Genomic DNA, 19,305 nt, shown 5'->3' on the forward strand with positions numbered 1-19,305 from the left:
TAATCCTATGAAAAATGATTACTTTTCACATCTTTCTGACGCCGATAACTGGTGTCAGAAATCAAATCAACAGGAAATGCCTTCTGATGATGTGGCATTTTTGAAGTATCGCTTGCATCAAATTAGTGATACTCGTGATTTTAATGATGACAGAAAGCAACAACCTACCTATCCAGACATTGAGCGTGTAGCAATCCAACCTCAAATTTGGAATAAACCTTTCAAAGCAAAATCCAAGCCAAATAGAAGTTTTATTGCCACAATTCGGCGTTTGATCATGTTTTTGTTGATTGCCATTCAAACTTATTTAGGCACAAATTATTTATCTTCTTTGCTACCCTATCAAAGTTGGGACAAAATTAATTTTATGGCTAATTGGCAGCTAAATCCTGAACTGGCAATATATAACGTGATTCCCTATATTATTCAAGGAATTATAATAGTCCTGTTTGCTATCTTGTTTTGTTGGATCTCAATTGGTTTTTGGACAAGTATTATGGGATTAATTTTAGCGGTCATAGGTAAAGATCGATTCACCATACCGATTCCAACTGATCCTGCATCCCATATTGACAATACGCATCGCACTGCTTTAGTTATGCCAATTTGTAATGAAGATGTGGCACGTGTTTTTGCCGGATTAGAAGCAACTTACCAATCACTCGTCGAAACCGGTCATGCCGCATGTTGTGACTTTTACATTTTAAGTGATACCAATGATCCCGATCTTTATGTTAATGAACTGAAAGCTTGGGCTGATTTCAACGCTAAAAAAGCCGATAACGGATGTCAAATTTTTTACCGTCACCGCAAACGCCGCGTAAAACGTAAAAGTGGTAACATCGATGATTTTTGTCGTCGTTGGGGTCATTTATATGAATATATGATGATTCTTGATGCAGACAGTATTATGACTGGCGACTGTATTTTAAAAATGATTGCCATGATGGAAATGACACCTAATGCAGGTATTTTGCAATCCCCTCCGAAGTCAGTCAGAATGAAAACACTCTATGGGCGTATTCAACAATTCGCTAATCAAATATATAGTGATATATTTTGTTCAGGTACTCACTTTTGGCAATTGGGTGAAGCACAATATTGGGGACATAATGCGATGATTCGTTTAAAACCCTTTATTGAACACTGTATTTTATCGCCTTTACAAAAACGTAAAGGGCCTCTTCATATATTGTCACATGATCTTGTCGAAGCGACATTAATGCGACGGGCTGGTTATGGAGTTTGGATTGCTTATAATCTTAATGGTAGCTATGAAGAGCTTCCTGGCAACATGATTGAAGATCTTAAACGAGATAATCGCTGGTGTATGGGAAATCTAATCAATTTAAGATTAATCTTTAAAAGTGGAATTACCTTCACCCACCGCATTATGTTTTTGACCAGTGGTATGGCTTATATATCGTCACTTTTATGGTTGGTCTTTTTAATCTTTTCTACATTATTATTATTGGTATTTAACATTTCAGAACCACAATATTTTTACCAATCCAATCAATTTTATCCTACTTGGCCTAAATGGGATGAACAGTTAGCAATAAGACTATTATCGACAACGTTAATATTATTATTTGCGCCAAAATTTTTTAGCTACGGTATTATCATTGCCAAAACCAGAGCAAAAGACGTAGGTGGAATTTTTAAATTAACCTTATCTATCCTTATTGAAATGATATGGTCGATGATTTTAGCCCCTATCCGCATGATATTTCATAGTAAATTTGTGGTAAAAGCATGGTTGGGTAGTAAAATCCAGTGGAAATCCCCTTCACGAAATGATGACGCGTTAACATGGGGCGAGTCATTCTATTTTTGCTGGCCACTGTCAATATTGGGCATTATTTGGTTAGCGATAATAATTTGGCTCAACCCGCAATTTACCTATTGGTACATTGCAATCCTGATACCGTTAACTATTTCTCCATTGGTTATTCGTGTTTCGGGTCTTTCTAGTGTGGGAATCAAAGCTCAAAAAGCAGGTTTATTTTTAACCCCTGAAGAAACGCATCCAACTCGTGCCGTCACATTGACAGACGATTATTTACAACAAACCGAGGCTGCTTTTGTGCAACATGGCTTTATTATGGCACTTGTAGATCCGGTTTATAATGCGCTGGCATGTGCATTATCTACTTCACGTCATTTAGCGAATGAAAAAAATCAATTAGTACGTGACGAATTAGTTCATCACTATTTACACACAGATCTTGAAAAAATTACTAAAGAACAACAATTAGCAATTTTAGAAGATCCTTTCATCCTTTCTCAATTGCATCGCCATATTTGGCTGCAACAAGAAAAATACGACAATTTGTTCCAATTATGGCAAAATGAACGTCAATAGTAATTTATAGGGCTTTAGCCCTATTTCTTTTTTATGAATTATCAACCCTCATGGATTTTTTTATGACTTGGCAACCTTCTGCATCTATCACTAACCTTCTTAAGCGCGCAAAAATCGTTTCTCAAGTAAGACAATTCTTTGCTGACCGATGTATTTTAGAAGTTGAAACTCCAACTTTAAGCCAATATGCTGTCACGGATGTGCATTTAAGTTCCTTTGATACCACTTTTTATAAACCAGGCGAATTTGAACTATCTCAAGGACAAAAAATGACGCTCATTACCAGTCCTGAATACCATATGAAACGCTTACTGGCTGCGGGCAGTGGTCCTATTTATCAAATCTGTAAATCCTTTCGTAATCATGAAGAAGTGAGTCGAATTCACAATCCCGAGTTTACTATGCTTGAATGGTATCGAATTCAATTTGATATGATGCAAATGATCAACGAAGTCGACGATCTATTACAATACGTCTTAGATTGTGAGCCAGCTGAAAGAATTTCATACCAAAAAGCTTTTCAACGTCATTTAAATATCGACCCGCTCGAAGCAGATCACCAAACATTAATTACTGCTGCAAATCAACTCAACATGGGTATTAAAACTGAAGATTATGATCGAGATTCATTATTACAGTGCTTGTTTACCTTAGGCGTTGAACCGCATATCGGGAAAGATAGACCCATAGCTGTCTTTAATTTTCCTGCTTCTCAAGCAGCATTAGCCACTATCAGTTCCGAAGATCATCGTGTTGCAAGTCGTTTTGAGTTCTATTATAAAGGTGTAGAACTTGCCAATGGATTTAAAGAACTGACAAATGCGCAAGAACAAAAGCTACGATTTGAACAAAATAATCTGGATCGCACCAAATTAAACTTACCACAACAAAATATTGATGTTGAATTATTAGCAGCAATGGAAGCAGGATTGCCTGATTGTGCAGGCGTTGCGGTAGGATTAGATCGCCTAATCATGCTAGCGCTTGAGTCACAAAGCTTAGCGGATGTGGTATCATTTACTTTTGAAAGGGCTTAATTATGCTTGCTGCGTTGGGATTAATTGATTGGATTGCAATTATTTTTTGTTGTGTATCCTTAATTTTATTGATAATCGTTTTTAAGTACCAATTTACCAGCCATAATCTCAAACAATTATTTGATATTCAATTGTCACAGAAAAAAGAGGAATTGCAGACTCTTGTCAAACAAGTCATGCAGTTAGAAAATGAACTTAATGAGTATCGACAACAACACGTTGCTCAAAATATGAAAATTAGCGAACTGAAAACTCGCTTAGAAGAAACGCTTAATTCTGCGCATGAACGTCAAACTATTCTTGAACAAAGCGAGCAACGTCTTACAACCCAATTTGAAAACTTAGCTAATCGCATATTTGAACACAGTGGTAAAAAAATTGAACAACAAAATAAACAAAGTTTAGATTTTTTATTGTCACCACTTAAAGAGCAGTTAGAAGGCTTTAAAAAACAAGTTCAAGATAGTTTTGGTCAAGAAGCGAAAGAGCGTCATACACTGACACACGAAATTCGTAATTTGCAGCAACTCAATGAGCTTATGACTAAAGAAGCGATTAATCTTACTAATGCCTTAAAAGGAAATAATAAAACTCAAGGAAATTGGGGTGAATTTATCCTCAGTCAAATTTTGGATAATTCTGGATTACGTTTAGGTTATGAATATGAAACACAAGTAAATCTAACCAATGACGATAATCGACGATTACAGCCTGATGTCATTGTACATTTACCTCAAGGTGGTGATGTTGTGATTGATTCAAAAGTCACCCTTGTTGCTTATGAGCGCTATTTTAATGGCGAAGATGAGGTCATCAAAGCTAAAGCCATGTCAGACCACTTGATAGCAGTCCGTAATCATCTTAAACAACTTAGCCAAAAAGACTATCATAAACTTATCGGCATTAATTCGTTAGATTATATTCTGATGTTTATTCCCGTCGAACCCGCTTTTTTATGTGCCATAGATCAGGATCCCTCATTAATCAATGAGGCACTAAAAAATAATATTATGATAGTCAGTCCAACCACGCTTTTAGTAGCACTGCGAACTATTCATAATCTATGGCGATTTGAATATCAAAATCGTAATGCCGAATTAATTGCCGATAGAGCAAGTAAACTTTATGATAAAGTCCGTGGTTTTGTTGAGGATATGGAAAATTTGGGTAACTGTTTAGATAAAGCACAACAAACATTTCAAAATTCAATGAATAAATTGGCTAAAGGACGAGGTAACGTCATTGGTCAAATTGAAAAATTTCGGGAATTAGGTGTTGAAGTTAAAAAACCGATCGATCCTGATCTTGCTTTAGTGTCACTAGATGAATTGGAGCAGAAGCAAGAGACTATTTCAAATCAATCATTATAAGTAGGTATTGTATTGATAATGAAGAACGTCAGGCATTGAAGATCGCTAAATGCTAGAATATACAGATAAAGTGTCATTCACCATTCTTAAAATAACGTGTATACTCACTGAGTAAAAAGAGGATTACCTTATGCCCAAAAAAACGACTAAAGAACCGAGTTTTGAAGAAACACTGAAACAGCTTGAAACTATCGTCACACATTTAGAAAATGGTGACCTACCCCTAGATGAAGCATTGAATGAATTTGAAAAAGGGGTCAAGCTTGCCAGAGCGGGTCAAAAACAGTTAAAACAAGCAGAGCAACGGATACAAATTTTATTATCTGAAAATAGTGATGCTGAATTGTCAGATTTTTTAGTGGATGATGATGAATAACTTAAAAACGTTGCAAGATCGTATTGATGCTTTTTTAACGTCGTATTTATCAGAAAAATCGGCATCGACTTTGCAACAAGCTATGAGTTACAGTTTACTTGCTGGTGGTAAGCGAATACGCCCTATTTTAGTCTATTTAACAGGTCAAATGTTTGGTTGTCCACTTGCTAATTTGGACGAACCGGCAGCCGCAATTGAATCAATCCATACCTATTCGCTTATTCATGATGACCTTCCTGCTATGGATAATGATGATTTACGGCGAGGTAAACCTACTTGCCATATTCAATTTAATGAAGCACAGGCTATCTTAGCCGGAGACGCATTACAATCATTAGCATTTACATTATTAGCTGAAAGCCAATTCATCGATGATCAAGCCAAAATTAGAATGATAACCGAGCTGGCACAAGCAAGTGGTTTAGATGGGATGTGTTTAGGACAATCACTTGATTTACAAGCTGAACACCAATCGATATCACTTGAGCATTTACAAAAAATTCACTGCTACAAAACTGGCGCTTTGATAAAAGCAGCGATACGCTTAGGCGCCTATGCGAGCGGTAATCAAGCTATCCCTTATTATGCTAATTTAGATCATTATGCAAAGGCAATTGGACTTGCTTTTCAAATTCAAGATGACATTTTAGATATTATTGGCGAACAAGCCATTATGGGAAAACGACAAGGTTCAGATATTGCACATGAAAAAAGCACTTATCCGGCCTTAATGGGATTAAAAAATGCGCAACAGTTGACACAACAACTTTATCAACAAGCTATCGATAGTGTGAAGCAAATACCTTATAATAGTAAGCCATTACAAGACCTTGCTAGTTATATTATTAATCGTAATAGTTAACACACTCACTCAATAATAAAGATGAATTTAGATAATTATCCGCTATTAAAACAAATTAACTCTCCAACCGATCTTAGGCGCTATCCGCTTTCGCAATTATCTGCGATTTGTCGTGAGCTTAGGCAATTTTTGTTAACTAGTGTAAGTCAATCCAGTGGACATTTAGCTTCCGGTCTTGGCGTAGTTGAATTAACGGTCGCCCTCCATTACGTTTATCATACGCCATTCGATAAAATTATTTGGGATGTTGGACATCAAGCCTATCCACATAAAATTTTAACGGGTCGCCGTGATCAGATGCTGACTATTCGCCAAAAAGACGGCATACATTCTTTTCCACATCGAGAAGAAAGCGAATATGACGTATTAACTACAGGACATTCTTCAACTTCAATCAGTGCAGCATTGGGTATTGCCATTAGTGAACAAAAAAAACAATCAGGTCAAAAAGTTGCAGCCATTATCGGAGACGGTGCATTAACAGCAGGCATGGCATTTGAAGCAATGAATCATGCAGGTCATATCAAACCCGATATGTTAGTGATTATAAATGATAATGATATGTCCATTTCTGAAAATACCGGAGCATTAAATCAACATTTAACGCAAATTCTATCCAGTAAGGCCTATACTTCTTTTCGAGAAAGTGGCAAACGTGTTCTTTCCAATATTCCGCCATTAAAAGAGTTAGTTAAAAAAACAGAAGAACATTTAAAAGGTTTAATCACTCCTGCCATTTTATTTGAAGAACTGGGTTTTAATTACATTGGCCCCATTGACGGACATGATATTGAAAATTTAGTCTCCACATTACAAAGAGTGCGACAATTAAAAGGCCCTCAGTTATTGCATGTCATTACACAAAAAGGGAAAGGCTACGAACCAGCTGAAAAGAACCCGACACTCTGGCATGGTGTACCAAAGTTTGATCCTATTGATGGAACTTTCCCGTTAGATAAAAAAATTGCACCCACCTATTCGCAAGTTTTTGGTGAATGGCTGTGTGAAATGGCAGAAAAGGACGAGCGATTGATCGCTATTACCCCCGCAATGAGTGAAGGTTCTGGTATGACTGAATTTGCTAAACGTTATCCCAACCAGTTTTATGATGTGGCTATTGCTGAGCAACATGCGGTAACGTTAGCGGCAGGTTTTGCTATTAGTGACTTTAAACCGATTGTGGCAATCTATTCTACTTTTTTACAACGTGCTTATGATCAAGTTATTCATGATATTGCGATACAAAATCTGCCTGTTTTATTTGCGATAGATCGCGCGGGGATCGTGGGTGCAGATGGAGAAACCCATCAAGGGGCATTTGATTTAAGTTTTTTAAGATGTATACCAAATCTAGTTATCATGACACCAAGTGATGAAAATGAATGTCGTCAAATGCTATATACTGGCTATCTTCATCAAGGGCCTGCAGCGGTACGTTATCCTCGAGGAGAAGGAACAGGAACACCGCTAGCACCTTTAAATGCCATTCCATTAGGTCAATCTAAGGTATGCCGAGAAGGCGAAAAAATAGCTTTACTCAATTTTGGCACATTACTCCCTGAAGTTTTACAAGCTGCCGAGCAAATTAATGCTACAGTTATTGATATGCGCTTTGTAAAACCATTAGATGAGAAAGTACTTTTGCAGATTAGCCAAACCCATAATATACTAGTCACAATAGAAGAAAATAGTATTAAAGGCGGAGCAGGAAGTAGCATCAATGAATTCCTGTTATCGAAAAAAATAAAATGTGATATTTTAAACATTGGATTACCTGACAGGTTTATTCCACAAGGATCACAAAGTGAAATTAGGGCTGAAATGGGATTAAACTCAGAACATATTATCGATAAAATCAATAAATTTATAAATCAATAGGTAAAATATGGAAACTCAAGCTGTCACTATTCAAATTTTTGGACGAACGTTAAAATTTAATTGTCCAGTTGATGAAGTGGACGCCCTCAATAATGCTGCGAGAGATCTCGATCTACGCTTGACAAATTTACGTGAAAAATCACCACAAGTTGGAAGTGATCAACTAATTATGACGGCTGCACTGAATATCTCTTACGAACTGACTAAAGAAAAAGAAAAGAGTGATCAGTTTAGTGGTCGCTTAAAATTATTACAACAGTTACTTGATTCGGCTTTAAACTCTAACAATGAATCACTCTAATTGTAAATTTAATAAAAATACTATTGTATGATTTTTCAAATTTTGTATTATGTTACCCATCTCTGGGATGTTCGCGATTAAGGGTTAGTCCCCTGAGCCGATATTCTTTACTTTAGAATGATGTGACTTTTAATTGGTGTGTATGCCTTAATGTTAAGGAAACCTAAAAATTAAAACACGTTGTTCACCTTGAACCTTGGGTTCAAGGGTTACAACCCTAACGACATCTTGGAGTTTTCCTTTTCTTCATAAGTGATAACTTAATGAACATCCGACAGATTATTCGCCAAAAAAGGCGTCAATTATCGCCTCATGAACGTCAAATTGCCCAGCAACAAGTTTACCAAAAAATTGCTGATCATACTGCCGTTGGACAAGCCAAGAATATCGCAATATTTCTCTCTTTTGATGGCGAAATTGAAACTAAACCTATTATTGAATATTTATGGCAGCAAAATAAAGCTGTCTATTTACCGATAATTCATCCTTTTGTGTCCACTCACTTACTTTTTATTCAATACACGCCTAACAGTCAATTAATCAAAAATAAGTATGGTATTTTAGAACCCGCTTTAAATGTATTAAATGTCATTCCCCATCAAAAATTAGATATTGTTTTCACTCCTTTAGTTGCATTCGATGATCGAGGTTATCGTTTAGGAATGGGCGGCGGATTTTATGATCGTTTGCTAGCTAATTATAAAGCAGACCAAATTTTACCTATAGGTTTAGGTTTTGCCTGCCAAAAAGTTCAGCAACTAAGCAACCAACCTTGGGATATCCAATTACCTCAAATCATTTATGCCTGAATCACCTTTACAATTATATTAAAAAAAGTGATTGAAATTTGTATCATTTAAAATTGAATAGTTGTATACTTATTTACGCTTCATTTCTTAACTTTGTTTTTTTAAACAATGGCTATTCAAAAGTAATAATTTGTAAATTACAATCTTTCTTTTTACAGTATGTTATTCATCCTTTTAGTTCTTTTTTTGTTTTGTATTATTGTTTCATACTCAAGTCTTAGGGAATAAATATTCTAACTCATGGTGGAATTTTATTTCTTAAGACTTTTTTTTATAATAAAAAGGAGTGTAGCAATGTCAGAAAAAAAAGCCTTAACCACCAACAATGGAGCACCAATAGCCGATAATCAAAATTCCCGTACTGCTGGCCCTCGAGGCCCTGTATTAATTGATGATTATCAGCTTATTGAGAAACTTGCACAATTTAATCGTGAGAACATTCCTGAAAGACGTGTACATGCTAAGGGTTCGGGTGCACATGGTACATTTACCGTGACTAATGATATCACTCAATATACTTATGCCAGTATTTTTGCCAAAGTGGGGAAACAAACTCCCGTGTTTGCCCGATTTTCAACTGTTGGTGGTGAACGAGGTTCATCCGATACAGCCCGTGATCCTAGGGGATTTTCTGTAAAATTTTATACCGATCAAGGTAACTGGGATATTGTTGGCAACAATACACCGGTATTTTTTATACGTGATGCCCTCAAATTCCCGGATTTTATTCATACCCAAAAACGTGATCCTAAAACCAACTTAAAAGATCCGCAAATGATGTGGGATTTTTGGTCTTTGTCACCGGAGTCACTTCATCAAGTTACCATTTTGTTCTCTGACCGTGGTATTCCTGACGGCTTTAGACATATGCATGGTTTTGGTAGTCATACTTACAGTATTATTAATAAAGATAATGTTCGGACTTGGGTTAAATGGCATTTTAGAACGGAACAAGGTATTAAAAATATCCATCCTAAAAAAGCAGCCGAATTAGATGGTAGCAATCCCGACTCAGCACAAGAAGACTTATTTAATGCAATTGAACGCGGTGACTATCCTAAATGGCGTCTTTATATGCAGGTAATGACAGAAGAACAAGCCAATCATCATCCTGAAAACCCTTTTGATGTGACAAAAGTGTGGTCACAAAAACAGTATCCATTAATTGAAGTAGGCGTAATGGAACTTAATCGTAATCCAGAAAACTATTTTGCTGAAGTTGAACAAGCCGCATTTGAACCAAGTAATGTCGTGCCTGGAACGGGGTTATCACCAGATAAGATGTTACAAGGGCGAATTTTTGCTTATGCCGATGCACATCGTTATCGTATAGGCACAAACTACCAACAATTACCGATCAATGCGCCGAAATGTCCGGTACACAATTATCAACGTGATGGAGCTATGCGCTTTTATACACCAGATAATGCGCCTAATTATGAGCCAAATAGTGTTGATAGCGCACCTAAACAACAATCACAATATGCTGAGCCACCGATGCATGTGCCTGCTGGTACAATGGATAGACATGATCATCGTGTTGACGATGATTACTATTCACAGCCACGCGCATTATTCAATTTAATGCGTCCCGATCAAAAACAGCTCCTGATTGATAATATTGTCGGTTCAATGAAAAACGTTGATCGTGATATCCAAATTAGACAGCTTAAACACTTTTATAAAGTCCACCCTGATTATGGTTCTGGTGTTGCCAATGGGTTAGGAATTGAAATCGATCTTATCAAAAGTTAGTTCACCATATAACCACAGTGCCGACTTTGCTTAATCGGCACTGTATGGTTAATAAATTTAGCGCTAAGTTAAATAAACAGGCTATTTATTTGTATTTACTCTTATTTTGGCTGGCGAACAGGACTTAACCCTATTGTTGAAAATTTATAGATAAATATAAAACTGTTTTGATGGTTATTTGGAAGAATTTCTTGAGAAAACAATCAAATATTGTTTTATTTACAGCTTGGTTAGTGGTTTAACTAAACCAAGCTTTTTATCCTAGTTAATTATTTATTTTTTTGTCTGACTATCTCAAATAAGCAAATGCCCGTTGCCACCGAGACATTAAGCGAAGACACAATTCCCGCCATTGGAATACTGACCAATTCATCACAATGTTCTTTGGTTAAACGTCGCATGCCTTCCCCTTCTGCGCCCATAACCAGAGCCAGTGGAATACTTGTTGATGATTTGTAAAAGTCGGTTTGATAAAGTGTACGTTCTGCTTCTCCAGCCGTGCCCACAATCCACACTTGATACTCATCTTGTAACATTCGCATGGTACGAGCTAAATTGGTTACCCGAACAACAGGGATACTTTCAGCGGCTCCACAAGCCACTTTTTGTGCCGTCGAATTAAGCGGAGCCGAACGATCTTTCGGGACAATAATAAAATTAACCCCTGCGGCGTCTGCTGTTCTGATGCAGGCACCAAGATTATGTGGATCTGTTACGCCATCTAAAATCAGAATAACGGGATTGGGTTGCTGTTCAACTAGTAATGGAATGTCATTTTCTTGATAGGTACGACAGGGTTTTACTATTGCTAAAATACCTTGATGTACACCATTTTTAGATTTGTCATCTAACCACTGGCGATGGGTTATTTTCACGATTAAACCAAGTTGTTCTATTTCATGCACAAGACTATTAAGACGTTTATCTTCCCGCCCTTTGGCGATGTAAACCTCAATAATTCTTTCAGGGGCACGTGTTAAAAGTGCTTCTATAGCATGGATACCGTAAACTGTTTCACTCATCTATTTTTTACTCTTTACTTTCTTACTTTTAGTCGTTTTACTTGTTGATGTCGATGCGATTTGAACCGCATTTTTATCTACCTTTTTGCGCTTTCCTTTATTTTTATTTGTCGCTTTCACCTTTTTTCTAACGCTACCACTCACTACTTGTTTTTTGCTTTTACGCTTTTTAGTCGGTGCAATATCGTTATTATTTTTATCATTTAGCTGTTTAGCCTTAGTTTTTGCGGTTTTACCTTGACGCTTAGGCTTATTATTACTACTGACCAAGGCAAAATCAATTTTTCTTTCTTCAGGATTAACATTTTCTACTTTAACGCTAACTTTATCACCTAAACGGTAACTGTAATGGGTATTTTCACCAATTAAACGATTTCGTGAAGCGTCATAAATATAATAATCATTTTCAAGCGATGAAACATGTACCAGACCGTCTGTAAATAGATCATCTAATCTGACAAAAAACCCGAAGTTCACAACACTTGATATGGTGCCATTAAAGACTTCACCCACATGATCTTGCATATAATCACACTTGAGCCAATCAACCACATCACGCACAGCCTCATCGGCTCGACGTTCAGTCAGTGAACAATGTTCGCCAAAATAGAGCATTTCGTTAATGGTATAACGATGCCCGCCTGTCTTACTGGTTTTATGCTGCTCATTAGCTAATATCCACTTAATGGTTCGATGTAACAGTAAATCCGGGTAACGTCGAATTGGCGAGGTAAAATGACCATACTCTTCAAGTGCAAGCCCAAAATGACCTCGATTTTCTGGATCATAAATCGCTTGTTTCATCGAACGTAAAATAACTGTCTGTAACATGTCACTATCAATTCGATCTTCTATCGCTAGCATCAATTCGGCAATATCTTTTGATTTTGGGTTAACACCGCCACCTAATGATAATCCTAGTTCTTGTAAGATGCTACGTAAGTTATTCATTCGCTCTTCATCTGGACGATCATGAACACGAAACAAAGCAGGTACATCGGCCACAATCACCAGTTTTGCCGCTGCAACATTAGCTAAAATCATACACTCTTCAATAATCTTATGTGCATCATTACGTTGCGCTAACTCAATACTTTCGATCCGTTTATCAGCATTGAAAATAAATTTCGGTTCTTCCGATTCAAAACCAATCGCTCCACGAGCAATTCTCGACTTATCCAATACTTTGTATAAACCATATAAGTTTTCTAAATGTGGCACTAAATCATGGTAATGTTGACGGAGTTCTTCATCACCATCTAAAATTTTTGCAACTTTGGTGTAAGTCAATCTTGCATGTGAGTTCATCACAGCGTCGTAAAATTGATAACCGGTCAAACGACCTTTGTTTGATATGGTCATCTCACAAACTAAACATAGTCTATCTACCTGTGGATTAAGCGAACAAAGACCATTTGATAACGCTTCTGGCAACATCGGCACGACACGAGAAGGAAAATACACCGATGTACCGCGTAAGCAGGCTTCTTTATCAAGTGCTTTATCGGGTCTGACGTAATAGCTAACATCAGCTATTGCCACCCATAATCTATAACCTCCACCACGATTTTTTTGGCAATACACGGCATCATCAAAATCACGTGCATCTTCACCATCAATGGTAACTAAAGGTAGATCCCGTAAATCTTTACGCCCTTTTTTGGCTTTTTCGGGCACTTCATCACCAAATTTACTCACCTCTTTTTCAACAGCTTTAGGAAATTCATATGGGATTTCATGATTACGAAGAGCAATATCTATGGCTAAGTTAGTCCCCATGATTTCACCAAGGACTTCTTTAATGACACCGACCGCTTTTTGACGACGTTCTGGGCGTTGTTGTAACTCAACAACGACGACCGTTCCCATGCGTACTGTGCGTTTCGGTTTACCAGTGATTAAAATATCAAAATTTAAGCGACTATCATCAGGCACCACAAATCCAACGCCTTGTTCAATAAAGTAACGACCAACAATTAAATTACTGCGAGGCTCTAAAATACGCACAACACGTGCTTCTGTTTTTCCACGATATTGATTACTCAGTGGTTGGGCTAAAATCACATCACCTTGTAAGACTTTTTTCATCTGTTCTGGCGATAAAAAGTAATCTTCAGGTTTTCCTTCAACACGTAAAAAGCCAAAACCATCACGATGTGCAATCACCTTCCCCTTAACCATATCTAACTTTTCAGGCAGTGCATAACATTTACGGCGTGTAAACACGACTTGACCATCGCGTTCCATTGCACGTAAGCGGCGATGTAGTGCTTCTTTTTGTTCTTCAGTTTTAATGAAAACGGCTTGGGAAATTTTTTCTAAATTAGCAGGCTTCGCCTCTTTGGTTAGGTAATCTAATATTAATTCGCGACTGGCTATCGGTGAATCATATTTCTGCGCTTCTCGTTCATAGAATGGATCGTTTATCATAAGGAATATCCAGAGATCATATTTAATTGGTAGCATAACATAGAGTTATGTAACTTAAAATAAACATTCCTTTTTACTACTAATCTTTATCGATATAATTTACATAGCTAAACAAAACTAAATTATTAACATCAAAACCGAATCTAATTCGCCATTTCTAAGCCTATAAATGATATAAATTCAATTATGTTTTATTCATCTATTTAGTGTTTTTTTCACGCTCAATGGCGCGATAACCGATATCATGACGATAAAAACAGCCGTGCCAATGGATTTTATCAACTTGTTGATAAGCACGTTGCTGAGCGTCCAATACCGTATCTCCTAAAGCAGTGACACAAAGTACACGACCACCGTTAGTTAACACATGCCCTTTTTCAAAACTCGTACCTGCATGGAACACTTTACAATCAGCTGTCGATTCAGTAGGTAAACCCATGATTGTATCTTGGGTATTATATTCACCTGGATAACCACCAGCCGCCATAACGACACCTAATGCAGGTCTTCGATCCCAGTTGGATTTAACCGTACTTAATTGACCATTTACCGCCGCCAAACATAACTCAATCAAGTCTGATTGCATACGCATCATAATGGGTTGGGTTTCGGGATCGCCAAAGCGACAATTAAATTCAATTACTTTAGGATTACCCTGTTTATCAATCATTAAACCTGCATACAAAAAACCAACATAAACATTGCCTTCTTGAGCCATGCCATTTACGGTTGGATAGATAATTTGTTCCATAACTTTGGTAAACACCTCATCTGTCACAACAGGTGCTGGAGAGTAAGCGCCCATTCCTCCCGTATTTAAACCCGTATCACCGTTACCGACTCGCTTGTGATCTTGACTTGTTGCCATTGGCTCGACATGCTTGCCATCAACCATGACAATAAAACTAGCTTCTTCGCCCGTTAAAAATTCTTCGATAACCACTCGATGACCCGCATCACCAAATGCATTACCCGCTAGCATATCGCGTACAGCATTTTCAGCTTCTTCAAGGGTCATGGCAACAATAACCCCTTTACCGGCCGCTAGCCCGTCGGCTTTAATCACAATGGGGGCGCATTTTTCACGTATATAGGCAATGGCAGGATCAATTTCAGTAAAAGTTTGATATTCAGCAGTGGGGATTTGGTGACGCGCTAAAAAATCTTTAGTAAAAGCTTTAGAACCTTCTAGCTGAGCCGCCGATTTAGTTGGCCCAAAAATGTTTAATCCGGCTTTTTGAAAACTATCAACAACACCAAGTACTAATGGGACTTCAGGCCCCACTATGGTTAAATCAATTTGCTGTTGCTGGGCAAAATTAAGTAATCCACTAATATCATTTGATTTGATATTAATATTTTCTAAATTAGGCTCAAGTGCTGTACCTGCATTACCCGGTGCGACAAAAACTTTTGTAACCAAGGGGGACTGTGCCGCTTTCCATGCTAAAGCATGCTCACGACCACCATTACCAATAACCAATACTTTCATACCCATTCCTTTAATTTGTTCTTAACTGACATTTATATTATACGATCAATGTCTAAAATGACGCATATTAGTAAAAATCATTGCAATATTATGTTCATTAGCTGCTTGAATAACTTCATCATCACGAATAGAGCCGCCGGGTTGAATCACGCAAGTTACCCCTACTTTAGCCGCCGCATCAATACCGTCTCTGAATGGAAAAAATGCATCAGATGCGACCACACAGCCTGCTACTTCTAAATTTTCATCTTGCGCTTTTATACCGGCTATTTTAGCCGAATACACACGACTCATTTGTCCTGCTCCAATTCCAATGGTCATGTTGTCTTTGGCATAAACAATGGCATTTGATTTAACAAACTTAGCCACTTTCCAGCAAAACAGTGCATCAGATAGTTCTTTTTGAGTTGGTTGCCGTTTGGTCACCACTGTCAATTGATTTTCGGTGACCATACCTAAGTCATGTTCTTGAACTAACAGTCCACCATTTACTCGTTTAAAATCTAAACGACTATTCGATGATTGCGACCATTGACCACATGCTAATACCCGTACATTTTTTTTCGTCTGCATTATGGCAAGTGCATCTTCATTAATTGACGGTGCTATAATCACTTCTACAAATTGGTTTTCTATAACTCTGGTTGCCGTTTTTGCATCTAAAGAACGATTAAAAGCAATAATCCCACCAAAAGCAGACGTTGGATCGGTTTTAAACGCATTTAAGTAAGCATTCAAAAGGGTGTCACTCACAGCCACTCCGCAAGGATTAGCGTGTTTGACAATCACACACGCTGGCTCATCAAATGATTTAACGCATTCAAGTGCTGCATCCGCATCCGCAATATTGTTATAAGAAAGTGCCTTACCTTGTAATTGTTTAGCTGTCGCAATCGATGCATCGTTTATATCTTCATCAATATAAAAAGCTGCTTTTTGATGTGCATTTTCACCATAACGCATATCCTGCTTTTTGATAAATTGAAGATTCAACGTTCGTGGAAATTGTCCAGACACTTTATCGGTTTCACCATAATAAGGCGGCACTAACTGCCCAAAATAGTTGGCAATCATACCATCATATTTTGCTGTGTGTTCAAAAGCTTTAATCGCCAAATTGAAACGATATGAGTAGCTCAGGGAATTGTGTTGCTGATCCATCAATTCAATAATGACCGCATAATCATTGTAATCAACAACAATAGCGACATCTTGATGATTTTTAGCCGCTGCACGTACCATGGTGGGGCCACCAATATCAATATTTTCAACGGCATCTTCTAAACGGCAATCTGATTTAGCGACGGTGTCAGCAAAGGGATACAAGTTAACCACGACCATATCAATCGGTGCAATTTGATGTTGATGCATCACATCATCATCTAAACCTCGCCGCCCTAAAATTCCACCATGAATTTTAGGATGAAGCGTTTTGACTCTTCCCTCCATCATCTCAGGAAATCCGGTATAGTCTGAAACCTCAATGACGGGAATATTGTGTTTCATAAGCAATTTAGCAGTACCGCCGGTGGAAAGAAGTTCAACGTTTCGTTGATGAAGAGCTTGGGCAAATTCGATAATACCGGTTTTGTCAGATACGCTAAGTAAAGCGCGATGAATAGGTCGAAACTGCTGCATGATGGGGCTCCGAAGTTAATACTTTAAATCCAAATCAATTGAATCGGTATTATATAGAAAAGCATCATCGATGTTTAGTGATTAGTTTATATTCTGATAAATTTAATTATATCGCGCAAAGCGAATCTAGCATTTTAAGCGTAGTGTATGGAGCATTTGAAAATTTACCTTGAAAAATAGAACAAGCTTTTTTAGCTATAAAAGTGATCTGATTTTAAAAAATAAAGAGTATTGTTTGATTGGTAGTAACTGAAAAATTGATAAATAGGTAGTTCTAATGTATTCCTATCGCAATAAAATTTATTTGGTTAAAAAATGAGTTATCAATAAAGCGGAATAACCTAAACTAATTTGATAACTCATTAAATAACCAAGCAATAAGGTTTAATCGTCACTATAGCCAAGACTGCGTAATGCACGCTCGTCATCAGCCCAACCCGCTTTGACTTTAACCCATAACTCTAAATGAACTTTAGTATCAAAAAAAGATTGCATACCTTTACGAGCTTCAATCCCAATTTTTTTGATCTTTTCACCTTTATTGCCTATAACCATTTTCTTTTGACCATCACGTTCGACTAATATCAACCCATTGATTCGATACATGCCTGTACGTTCATCAACTTTAAATTGTTCGATTTCAACGGTTACCGAATAAGGCAATTCATCGCCTAAAAAACGCATTAATTTTTCACGAATGATTTCCGATGCCATGAAACGTTGCGATCGGTCAGTAATGTAATCTTCTGGAAAATGGTGTTCCCCAACCGGTAAATGTTTTTTCACAATATCTTTGATGATATCAATGCCTTCACCCTTTTCAGCGCTAATTGGCACGACATCAAGAAAATTGATTTTTTGGCTGATTTCTTGAATATGAGGTAACAATTGGCTTTTATCGGTAACATTATCAATTTTATTGATCACTAATAAGACTGGAGACTTACAATCTTTCAATTTGTTAGCAACCATTTCGTCATCATCGGTCCAGTGTGTCCCCTCAACGACAAAAATCACCAACTCTACATCACCAATAGAGCTACTTGCCGCTCGATTCATAAGGCGGTTAATCGCTCTTTTTTCTTCAATGTGAAGACCGGGTGTATCGATATAAATTATTTGGTCATTATCTTGAGTATCAATGCCCACTATACGATGACGTGTTGTTTGAGCTTTACGCGAGGTAATAGAAACTTTTTGACCTAATAATTGATTTAATAATGTTGATTTGCCGACGTTTGGTCGACCTACGATGGCAACGAATCCACAATGTTGTGTTGTTTCTGTCATTTTATACCTAATTGATTGAGTGCTTGTTGAGCAGCAGCTTGTTCGGCTTTACGGCGACTAAGTCCTCGCCCTAAATATTGATGATCATCATTTTCAAGTTTGCATTGAATCAAAAATTCTTGCTCGTGTTTATCACCTGTAACTTCAAGGATCAAATAACAGGGACGTTCTTGATGGATTCCTTGCAAGTATTCTTGAAGTCTTGTTTTTGAATCTTTTTGTTTCACGCCCGGCTTAATTTCTGCTAACCGGCTCTGATACCAAGACAGAATTAACCGCCTGACATTTTCAATATTACTATCTAAATAGATCGCACCAATAATGGCTTCAACTGCATCAGCGATAATTGATTCCCGACGAAAACCACCGCTTTTTAATTCACCTTGTCCTAAGGTCAGATAATTTCCTAAATTGAATGCTTTACCTATTTCAGCCAATGTTGTGCCACAAACTAAGCTTGCTCGCATCTGACTTAAATCACCTTCATCTTGCTGTTTAAATCGATGAAAAAGATCGTCTGCAATGGCAAAGCTTAAAATAGAATCGCCTAGAAACTCTAGGCGTTCGTTATGTCGTTTATTCGCACTTCGATGAGTTAAGGCTAATTCAAGTAACGAAAGGTTTTGAAACTGATAGCCAATCGACTGTTGCAAAGATTTTAAATTTTTAATACTCATGGC

Annotated in this window: 15 protein-coding genes and 1 other RNA gene; 10 read left to right on the forward strand and 6 right to left on the reverse strand. The window is 37.3% G+C overall.

The genetic code is table 11. The annotated features are described in order from the left end of the window. The first annotated feature begins 7 nt into the window (after positions 1 to 7). The 10 genes from mdoH to ACGH4F_RS03670 all read left to right on the forward strand — a co-directional run bounded on the left by mdoH (position 8) and on the right by ACGH4F_RS03670 (position 10,753). A complete protein-coding gene (mdoH, locus tag ACGH4F_RS03625; protein ID WP_411590010.1) occupies positions 8 to 2,365 on the forward strand; it encodes a glucans biosynthesis glucosyltransferase MdoH in 2,358 nt (785 codons plus the stop codon). A gap of 62 nt (positions 2,366 to 2,427) precedes the next feature. Next, on the forward strand, positions 2,428 to 3,402 hold the full coding sequence (gene epmA, locus ACGH4F_RS03630; RefSeq protein ID WP_267361064.1) for an elongation factor P--(R)-beta-lysine ligase: 975 nt from the start codon (positions 2,428 to 2,430) through the stop codon (positions 3,400 to 3,402). Positions 3,403 to 3,404: 2 nt separating this feature from the next. Beyond that, complete coding sequence (gene rmuC / locus ACGH4F_RS03635) at positions 3,405 to 4,772, forward strand: DNA recombination protein RmuC (protein WP_267379233.1); 1,368 nt, start codon at positions 3,405 to 3,407, stop codon at positions 4,770 to 4,772. A 130-nt stretch (positions 4,773 to 4,902) separates the two neighbouring features. Then, positions 4,903 to 5,148 (forward strand): exodeoxyribonuclease VII small subunit, encoded by a 246-nt coding sequence (xseB, locus tag ACGH4F_RS03640; protein WP_065559557.1) that lies wholly within the window; start codon positions 4,903 to 4,905, stop codon positions 5,146 to 5,148. Beyond that, positions 5,138 to 6,010 carry a (2E,6E)-farnesyl diphosphate synthase gene (ispA, locus tag ACGH4F_RS03645; RefSeq protein ID WP_411590012.1) on the forward strand — a complete coding sequence of 291 codons (873 nt, stop codon included), beginning with the start codon at positions 5,138 to 5,140 and terminating at the stop codon, positions 6,008 to 6,010. Before xseB ends, ispA begins: the two co-directional genes overlap by 11 nt. 15 nt (positions 6,011 to 6,025) lie before the next feature. Next, positions 6,026 to 7,888, forward strand: a complete 1,863-nt coding sequence (gene dxs, locus ACGH4F_RS03650) for a 1-deoxy-D-xylulose-5-phosphate synthase (RefSeq protein WP_411590082.1) — start codon at positions 6,026 to 6,028, stop codon at positions 7,886 to 7,888. 7 nt (positions 7,889 to 7,895) lie between these two features. After that, entirely contained in the window at positions 7,896 to 8,189 is a 294-nt protein-coding gene (zapA, locus tag ACGH4F_RS03655) for a cell division protein ZapA (RefSeq protein ID WP_065559560.1), read from the forward strand. Positions 8,190 to 8,245: 56 nt separating this feature from the next. After that, a non-coding RNA gene (gene ssrS, locus ACGH4F_RS03660) (6S RNA) lies at positions 8,246 to 8,428 on the forward strand. A 24-nt stretch (positions 8,429 to 8,452) separates the two neighbouring features. Beyond that, the gene (locus ACGH4F_RS03665) at positions 8,453 to 8,998 is read left to right on the forward strand and encodes a 5-formyltetrahydrofolate cyclo-ligase (RefSeq protein ID WP_411590014.1); all 546 of its coding nucleotides are present in this window, start codon (positions 8,453 to 8,455) and stop codon (positions 8,996 to 8,998) included. 294 nt (positions 8,999 to 9,292) lie between these two features. Next, positions 9,293 to 10,753, forward strand: a complete 1,461-nt coding sequence (locus tag ACGH4F_RS03670; protein WP_411590016.1) for a catalase — start codon at positions 9,293 to 9,295, stop codon at positions 10,751 to 10,753. A gap of 269 nt (positions 10,754 to 11,022) precedes the next feature. Here the strand turns inward: ACGH4F_RS03670 and rlmB are convergent, their stop codons facing one another. From rlmB to rnc, 6 genes are all read right to left on the reverse strand, one after another. Beyond that, a complete protein-coding gene (gene rlmB, locus ACGH4F_RS03675) occupies positions 11,023 to 11,775 on the reverse strand; it encodes a 23S rRNA (guanosine(2251)-2'-O)-methyltransferase RlmB (protein WP_411590018.1) in 753 nt (250 codons plus the stop codon). Beyond that, positions 11,776 to 14,205, reverse strand: a complete 2,430-nt coding sequence (rnr, locus tag ACGH4F_RS03680; protein ID WP_411590019.1) for a ribonuclease R — start codon at positions 14,203 to 14,205, stop codon at positions 11,776 to 11,778. 199 nt (positions 14,206 to 14,404) lie between these two features. Then, positions 14,405 to 15,697 carry a phosphoribosylamine--glycine ligase gene (gene purD / locus ACGH4F_RS03685; protein WP_411590021.1) on the reverse strand — a complete coding sequence of 431 codons (1,293 nt, stop codon included), beginning with the start codon at positions 15,695 to 15,697 and terminating at the stop codon, positions 14,405 to 14,407. 45 nt (positions 15,698 to 15,742) lie between these two features. Further along, positions 15,743 to 17,335 (reverse strand): bifunctional phosphoribosylaminoimidazolecarboxamide formyltransferase/IMP cyclohydrolase, encoded by a 1,593-nt coding sequence (purH, locus tag ACGH4F_RS03690; protein WP_411590023.1) that lies wholly within the window; start codon positions 17,333 to 17,335, stop codon positions 15,743 to 15,745. 384 nt (positions 17,336 to 17,719) lie between these two features. Continuing rightward, positions 17,720 to 18,625, reverse strand: coding sequence for a GTPase Era (era, locus tag ACGH4F_RS03695; protein WP_411590025.1), 906 nt, complete (start codon positions 18,623 to 18,625; stop codon positions 17,720 to 17,722). Beyond that, a complete protein-coding gene (gene rnc / locus ACGH4F_RS03700; protein ID WP_267350575.1) occupies positions 18,622 to 19,302 on the reverse strand; it encodes a ribonuclease III in 681 nt (226 codons plus the stop codon). Before rnc ends, era begins: the two co-directional genes overlap by 4 nt. Positions 19,303 to 19,305: the final 3 nt, after the last annotated feature.

The sequence above is a fragment of the Gilliamella sp. CG35 genome (genome assembly GCF_046635745.1).
GTDB lineage: Bacteria > Pseudomonadota > Gammaproteobacteria > Enterobacterales > Orbaceae > Gilliamella > Gilliamella apicola_I.